The sequence below is a fragment of the Mycobacterium kyorinense genome, from assembly GCF_002101735.1.
In the GTDB taxonomy this organism is placed as follows: Bacteria; Actinomycetota; Actinomycetes; order Mycobacteriales; family Mycobacteriaceae; genus Mycobacterium; species Mycobacterium kyorinense.
Window position 1 is genome coordinate 1 of sequence record NZ_LQPE01000139.1, and the last position, 7,310, is coordinate 7,310.

General features: G+C 64.7%; 5 protein-coding genes and 1 pseudogene. 3 read left to right on the top strand and 3 right to left on the bottom strand.

The features are described 5' to 3' along the window. Nucleotides 1–79: 79 nt before the first annotated feature. A pseudogene (locus AWC14_RS17340) lies at nucleotides 80–298 on the top strand (transposase); the annotation flags it as partial. A gap of 219 nt (nucleotides 299–517) precedes the next feature. Here the strand turns inward: AWC14_RS17340 and AWC14_RS17345 are convergent. Together AWC14_RS17345 and istA are read right to left on the bottom strand one after the other, a co-directional pair. Continuing rightward, nucleotides 518–1,336 carry an ATP-binding protein gene (locus AWC14_RS17345; protein ID WP_084031312.1) on the bottom strand — a complete coding sequence of 273 codons (819 nt, stop codon included), beginning with the start codon at nucleotides 1,334–1,336 and terminating at the stop codon, nucleotides 518–520. Further along, the gene (istA, locus tag AWC14_RS17350) at nucleotides 1,333–2,883 is read right to left on the bottom strand and encodes an IS21 family transposase (protein ID WP_084031313.1); all 1,551 of its coding nucleotides are present in this window, start codon (nucleotides 2,881–2,883) and stop codon (nucleotides 1,333–1,335) included. Before istA ends, AWC14_RS17345 begins: the two co-directional genes overlap by 4 nt. A 181-nt stretch (nucleotides 2,884–3,064) precedes the next feature. Between istA and AWC14_RS17355 the strand changes: the two genes are divergently transcribed. Then, the gene (locus tag AWC14_RS17355) at nucleotides 3,065–5,071 is read left to right on the top strand and encodes a serine/threonine-protein kinase PknD (protein ID WP_269088199.1); all 2,007 of its coding nucleotides are present in this window, start codon (nucleotides 3,065–3,067) and stop codon (nucleotides 5,069–5,071) included. A gap of 228 nt (nucleotides 5,072–5,299) precedes the next feature. Then, complete coding sequence (locus tag AWC14_RS17360; protein WP_236724189.1) at nucleotides 5,300–6,589, top strand: hypothetical protein; 1,290 nt, start codon at nucleotides 5,300–5,302, stop codon at nucleotides 6,587–6,589. 163 nt (nucleotides 6,590–6,752) lie between these two features. On the opposite strand, the gene AWC14_RS17365 is transcribed toward AWC14_RS17360, so the two are convergent. Beyond that, on the bottom strand, nucleotides 6,753–7,220 hold the full coding sequence (locus AWC14_RS17365; RefSeq protein ID WP_085241380.1) for a hypothetical protein: 468 nt from the start codon (nucleotides 7,218–7,220) through the stop codon (nucleotides 6,753–6,755). Nucleotides 7,221–7,310: the final 90 nt, after the last annotated feature.

The window sequence follows — 7,310 nt, forward strand, 5'->3', positions numbered from 1 at the left end:
CTTACCGACCACCTCCAGCGCCTCGATCGATGAACATCCCACCCCGACGGGTTGACCCGCCCCCGAGGGCCGGATAAAGGAACGGCTCAACAAAGAGATCCGACGTCGCACCGACGTTGTCGGCATCTTCCCCGACCGCAACGCCCTGATCCGCCTCGTCGGCGCCGTACTGGCCGAACAACACGACGAATGGGCCGAATCGCGGCGCTACCTCGGACTCGAGGTCCTCAGCAAATCCCGCGCCGACCACACGCCATCAACAGAACAGGAGGACACCCCGGCGGCACTGACCGCCTGAACCACTAACTCGAAGAATCACACGACGACGTCATACACCACGTCCCTGGACTTGACCGCGCTGGCACGACGAGCCTTTAGGCTCGACCTTTTGGAAGGTCCCTACTGAGCTGGGTGTCGCTTGCCAGGGTGATGGGACCACTGTTTTGCCATGAGCATGGGACCGGGTGTTTCCGGTTGTTGGCCGTGTGGTGATGGTGGCCGATGACGGGCCTTCCAGTCAATTCGGCTGGTCCGAATTGAGCGGCTTTCCGGGACGGGGTTTCTGGCGTTGCCTGTAGGACTCGCCTTCGACGACGAGTTCGTAGGCCGCCGATTGCAGGCGGTCCATCGCCGATTGGGCCAGCAGTGGGTCGGCCATCATGGTCAGGATCTCGGGGGGTTCGCGGTTGCTGGTGATGACCGTGGAGGTCTGGCGGTGGCGTTCGACGATCAGCTCGTAGAAGTCGCTGGTCTCGGTGGCCTCGAGCCGGTGCAACGCGAGATCATCGATGACGAGCAGTTCGACGCGGTGCAGCTTGCGCATCTCGTCTTCGTAGCTTCCGTCGAGCCGTGCACCACGGAGGCGTTTGAAGAGTTTGTCGGCGCGTTCGGTGTGCACGCTGTGGTGACGGCGCACGGCGATGTGTCCTAATGCGTTGGCCAGGAAGGTTTTTCCGACCCCGACCGGACCCATGATGAGAACGTTGTAGGCGTCGGCCAGAAACCGCAGCGAGGTCAACTCGGCCCATAGTTGCTGATCGAAGGTGACCGCGGCGGTGTCGTCCCAGGCCGGTAGCTGCATTTGCGGATCCAGATGCGCGGCCTTGGCGCGGCGGGCGGCGGACTCGCGGTCGCGGCGGGTGACCTCATCGGCCAGCAGCATCTCCAGGAAATCGTGGTGCGGCAGCCTGTTGGATCGTGCCAGGGCCAGCCGCTCGGGCAGGGTGTCGAGTAGCTGGCCGAGCTTGAGGCGGCGCATCAACGACTTGAGCTCCGAGGACACCTCGATCGGCTTGACCGCCGGGGTGGCATCGGGTCGGCGGGTGGTGGGGCTCATGACGGCCTCCGCACTGAGAAGTCGGTGGCCGCGCGGACGAACCGCGACGCGGCAGGCGGGGTCGGGATTAGCGGCAACTGGGCACCGGCACCGCGGGTGAGCATGCGCTCGATCAGTCCGACGTCGATGACCTCGGCATCCAACGCGCGCTGGCAGGCGTCATCGACCGCGTCCGGGCCGTGGCGGCGCACCAATCCGAGGAGGCGATAGACCTGGCGCATCTTGGTCCACGGCAGCGGATGTTCCAGCACCGCCGCCGCATACGCGCCGACATGGGTGCCGTGGGCGGCTGCCTTGCGCTGCAAGGTGTTCAGGTCGCGCATCGCATAGACCGATACCTCGGCCGGGAGATCGGCGGGGTCGGTGCGCCGGCGTCCCGGCGCCACCACCGGGTGGACCTTGATCAGCTCACCGCGCCAATACAGCTTCACCGTGCGCGCATCCACCCGGGCATCCAGCCGGCGCCCGATCAGCTCACCGGGAACGCTGTAGAGCCCCTTGGCGACAGCCACGTGCCGATCCGGGGCCACCTTGGGCCGGCACCAGGTCGGGATGTCGAACACCTCGTCGGGCACTGGCTTGAGGTGGGGCAGCTCGTCGGCGGCGAACACCTCGGCCGGGCGGCACCGGGTGGTGCCATGTATCCGCATCCCCGCCACCTGCTCACACCACTGCTCGGCTCGCGCCCGGCAGTCGCCCAGATTTCGAAAGGCTTCTCCAGCAAAGAAATTCGACCGCGCATACGGCACACAACGCTCGACACGCGGCTTATCCCGGGGACTGCGGATGCGAGCCGGATCCACCACGAAGCCCCGCGCCTGCGCGTATTCCCGGAATGCGTCGTTGAGTTTCGAATCGATCGCATCAGCCTTGTCGACGATGGCCTTCATGTTGTCGGGAATCACCACCGCGAACACCCCACCAAAGAATGCCCACGCCGCCTCGAACCCGGCGATCACCTCGGCAAGCGTCTGCCGGTAAGTGGGATAGACGAACATGTGCCGCGAATACACCGCGGTGAAGATCAACCCCTGCACCACCCGCCGGCGACCGTCCTCGACATCGCTGAGCATCCCGAGGCGACCGAAATCGACCTGCAGTTCAGCACCGGGCTCACAGTCAGCCACCGGCACCGTGGCCTGACGCTGCCCGAACCCCAATTCCGTTGTGGCATAACGATGCAAGGTTCGATACGACACCACCACACCCCGACGCCCCAACAACGTGTGCACCTTCGTCAAGGTCAAGTCCTGTTTCAGCCACGCCTTGATCTGCTCGGCCTCGGCATCGATGGTCTCCCAGGCCTGGCTCTTGCCATTGGGCCGACTCGGCCGCACCTCGGCGATCACCGCCCCCAACAGCTCGTCGGTCAACTGGCTGGCGTCGCCGTCACGATCGAGCCCGCCCGCGCGGGCCCGATCCACATACCGGCGCACCGTTTTGCGGTCCATGCCCGACAGCCGAGCCACCTCCCGCAACCCTCGACCCGCCAGCCACAGCCGCAGCATCTCCCTGACTTCGATCATCGACACCTCCCGGTAGCTCATCTGGCCAATACAGCGGCCGAGCAACCGGAAACCCCCGCGCCACGCCGGGTGGTCCCATAACTGGCAAAACCCCTACCCAGGCGGTCCCATCACTGGCAATCAGGTGGTCCCATGCTCATGGCAAAACCGGCGTCGAGCTGGTCCCTTACTCCTGGCAGCCGACAAGCTGGGGGATGGATTTTTGGTCGACGCCGACGGAACGTCGTTTGGGCGCTACCGCTTGACCGAGTTGCTGGGTCGTGGGGGCATGGGTGAGGTGTGGCGGGCCTATGACACCGTCACTGATCGTGTTGTTGCGCTGAAGCTGCTGCCGCGACACCTCGCGGATGACGCTGTCTTCAAAGCGCGGTTTCGCCGCGAAGCCCACGCGGCCGCACAGCTCACCGAGCCGCATGTGGTGCCCATTCACACCTACGGCGAAATCGACGGGCGCCTGTTTGTTGATATGCGGCTAATTGAGGGGCGCGACCTGCAGGCTGTGCTGGCCGCCGGCCCTCTAGAGCCGGCCCGCGCGGTAGCAATCGTTACGCAAGTGGCCGAGGCGCTGCACGCGGCCCACCGGGTGGGGTTGGTCCACCGCGACGTCAAGCCCTCCAATATCTTGATCACCGAGCAGGGCTTCGCTTATCTGATCGATTTCGGGATCGCCCGCAGCGCAGGAGAGGCCGGTTTAACGACGACCGGCGGCTGGATCGGAACCCTTAGCTACATGGCGCCCGAGCGGTTTAGCTCTGGGCGCGCCGACGCCCGTTCGGACATTTACGCGCTGGCTGGCGTTCTGTACCAGGCGATGACGGGCAGCATCCCATTCCCACTCGAGAGCCCAGAGCAGCAAATGGCGAGCCACCTGACCGCTCCGCCGCCAAGGCCGTCGGATAGCCGCCCGGACGTGCCTGCCTCAATGGACAGTGTCATCGCTAAAGGTATGGCCAAAAACCCCGACGACCGGTACGCAACCACTTTGGAGTTGGCCGAAGCCGCCCGGGATGCCACCACTGCACCAATGAGTGGTCCGACGCTTCCTTGGCGTTCAGAAGGCGACGCTACGCGCACGACGGCCGAACCGCGGCTGGCTGCGCAGCCACCGATCGACTCACCCCAACCGCAGCAGCCGCCTGCCTACGACTTTGAGTATCCGATGACGCCGCCGAACACGTCCCCGTATCCGCCGGAGGCGCAACGATTGTCGCCGCGACGATCATGGAAGGCGCCCCTTGCTCGGAGTCCTAATAGGGTCGTCGGGCACCGAACTGCTTTGGTTCTGAGCGTCCTGGCAATAACAGTTGCGGTCGCGGCCGCGGTAGTCATCCTTGTCACCTCGAAGCAGAACCACCCCTCGGCAACGGGCCCGCAAACCCAACGCCCCGCACCCGAGACGCAGGTTGTACTGCCATTCCGCGGCCTGACCGTCGCAGGCGGTGTGGCGGTAGACAGCACTGGCACCGTCTATGTCACCGATGAGAAAAACGCTCGGGTGCTCAAGCTCCCTGCTGGATCCACTGCGCAGTCGGTGCTGCCCTTCACCGGGCTCAGCTATCCCATGGGCATCGCAGTCGACCGCGCCGGCGCCACCTATGTCACCGATGGGAAGGCTGGCAAGGTGCTCAAGCTCGCCGCCGGATCGACCGCCCAGACGCAGCTGCCATTCATCGGCCTAGAACAACCGACTGACATCGCAGTCGATGGCGCCGGCACCGTTTATGTTGTCGACCACCACTGGGACCCCGACCGAGACTCGCTTCGGCCGATCACGAGCCGGATCGTCAAACTCACTGCGGGATCCACTGCACAGGCAGTGCTGCCCTTCAATGATCTCAGAGACGCCACCGGCGTCGCAGTAGATGGCAATGGGGCCACGTATGTTGCCGACTTCACCAACACCCGGGTCGGTGACCAAAACATTGACCGAGTGGTCAAGCTGGCAGCAGGCTCCACCGCACAAACGGTATTACCGTTCAGCGGCCTCGACATGCCGACCGGCGTCGCAGTCGATACAAGAGGGGCCGTCTACGTCTCCGACAATCGCAATCTTCGAGTGCTTAAACTGGTTCCGGGATCAACGGACCAATCGGTGCTGGCGTTCGATGGCCTTAAGTCTCCCACTGCGATTGCGGTGGACGACGCCGGCGCCGTGTACGTCTTCGACACCGCCAGCGATCAAGTGCTCAAGCTGCCCCAGACTTCTTAAAGCGGCGGATAAGCGGCGGTTCCTACGGCAGGCCAGCGTTTCGCTGCGGTCAGCCGCCACCATAGCCCGGCCCGGGCGGACCCCCTGGGAAGCAGGGCGCGGTCGGTTGTACACGCCCGGTTGTTGTGCCGCAGCTCAAAGGCGTCGTGGCGATCCGTCATGCTTGGGGGTATGCCAAAGAGGAGAACACAGCCGCTGGGAGCGCAGGCCACAGATGGAGATCGGCTCGTGGGGACATACCAAGCAGCCGCGCTCAGCGTCGCTGTGATCGTCTCCGCGATCTTCTATGGACTCGGCGCGCTACTCGCGGCGGCGGTGGTAATTCCGGTGATCTACGGACTGGCGCGGCTGCGAGCGCACACGCCGGACGCGCGCAATACCGCCGAGATGATCGGTGCCACCCTTGGGCCGAGGGCCGCTACAGCTGCCGGCATCATCCAACTGTGCGCCTACCTGGCGTTGGCCGCAGCGTTCTCGGGCGGCCTCGGATTGCAGCTGCTGCACCTAGTTTCGCCCAATGCGGCCCCGGCCGCGGTTCTTGCATGGCTACCGGCCGGCGCCGTCGCCGCGGCAGCCGTCGGCGGTACCACAGTGTGTTTGGCGTCGACTCGCATCCTGGCGTCACTGGTCGCGATTCTGGCGACAACCGGGCTGCTCATCTACCTCTACCTAGCCGTCGCGGTCACTACCCGCATCGCCTCGGGAAGTGAGCCCGTCGTGATCGGGACAGCCGCCACGCCAACGCATCTGTCTGCCCAAGTTGTCGCCTACGGGGTGGCGTTCGTAGGCGTCGAAATCATTACAGCCAATATCGGACAAATGGCCGCGCCGGTTCGCTCGATGTCACTGGCCATCACGGTAGTGGTGGCGGCGGCGGTGACGTTGTGGGTTGCCGATCATACGAGCGTCACCGGACCGTGGCGGTGGACCGCCAAACACTTTGGCGAAGCGGTACCGGAGTTCTACGCCGAAGCCGGCCAGATATGGATGGCAGTTGCGGCCGCCACCCTCGGCATGGCCGGTGTGTTGGCAGCGGGCTGGGGGGCGGTGCGGATCGCGACCGGCCTAGCGATCACCCGCGGAAAGAACCCGTGTTTGCGGTGGCGGGCAACAGTGGTGGCGGCGATCGCGCTGATCGCGGCCGCGATAACGGCCCATGTGCCCCGCGGCCACGGGATCGCCGCGGTGACCCTAAGCACCGCCGTATTGCTGTTGATGACGCTGTATGTGCTGGTCTCGGAAGCGAATTCGCGGCTTCCCGGCGACAGTGTTGTAGCGTGGTGGGTTCGCCTCGCAATACCCACGTTGGGACTGGTAGCGGTTCTCAAACCGATCGCAGACTCCCATTTCGCACCACTTGATGTTGCGACGGTTATCGCGGCGGCGGTGGTGGTTTCCGCTGCCGCAATCACCGCGGCGCTGTTGGTGCCGGCGGCACCAACTCAACCCGCTGTTGACCACCCCGGCTCATCCGACGACAACCAGGCAGACCCGACCCGCCGATCACCAGCGAATTGAAACCGCAAGCCTCGCCCGAGGATGAAATTGGCACCGCGCAGGACAGCCGTCAGAGGGCCAGCTGCCCGCCGAATAACGCTCGTTCGCTAGGCATTTCAGGGTGTCAACGTCGGGTGGGCCGCACCGCTCCGCTGCGTTTGGGATCTCGCGAGAAACGAGCAGGCTAACTCAGATGGTCCGCGCGCTGCCAACACAGCGCGACACGCCAGGCTGGATCCTCAATCACCCACTGCCATATGACAGTTGGGACTACGGCACGATCGGATGTACTGGCGCCGAAGTGCCGCTCGGGGCCGCCATCACGATACTCCAGCACGCAGTCCGCATCGGGCGCAAAATGCGCTTGAATAAACCAGTGATCGCCCCGCGCCACGACCAGCCAGGGATATTGCCGATGCGGGCGCGCGATCAGGTCTTCGAGCAAAGGCGCGGTTAGGTACGGCAGGTTAGTTCCGTCACCGAGGCTCACCTGCACGTCGACATGGCTGCGTGGGTCATAGAGCCTCCGTACCTGCACATCGACCACCGCCAACCCCCGGTCCTTCGTCAGGTTCAGCATCGCGTAGGTGTTGTTGCAGCCCGCCCGCGTGCACACCAGCGCACCCCGGGCATCAGCATCGATTGGCCACATCGACACCAACCCGTCATGACACCCTCTGTGTCAACCTCAGAGCTGAAATCAGGCTGCTGCGGCGGCGCTGAGCGCGGGTTGGGCGCCGTT

Bases quoted from the DNA above. Each gene is read 5' to 3' on its own strand.
- AWC14_RS17345 (WP_084031312.1), bottom strand. From the start codon at position 1,336: ATGAGCCCCACCACCCGCCGACCCGATGCCACCCCGGCGGTCAAGCCG.
- AWC14_RS17365 (WP_085241380.1), bottom strand. From the start codon at position 7,220: ATGTGGCCAATCGATGCTGATGCCCGGGGTGCGCTGGTGTGCACGCGG.
- istA (WP_084031313.1), bottom strand. From the start codon at position 2,883: ATGAGCTACCGGGAGGTGTCGATGATCGAAGTCAGGGAGATGCTGCGG.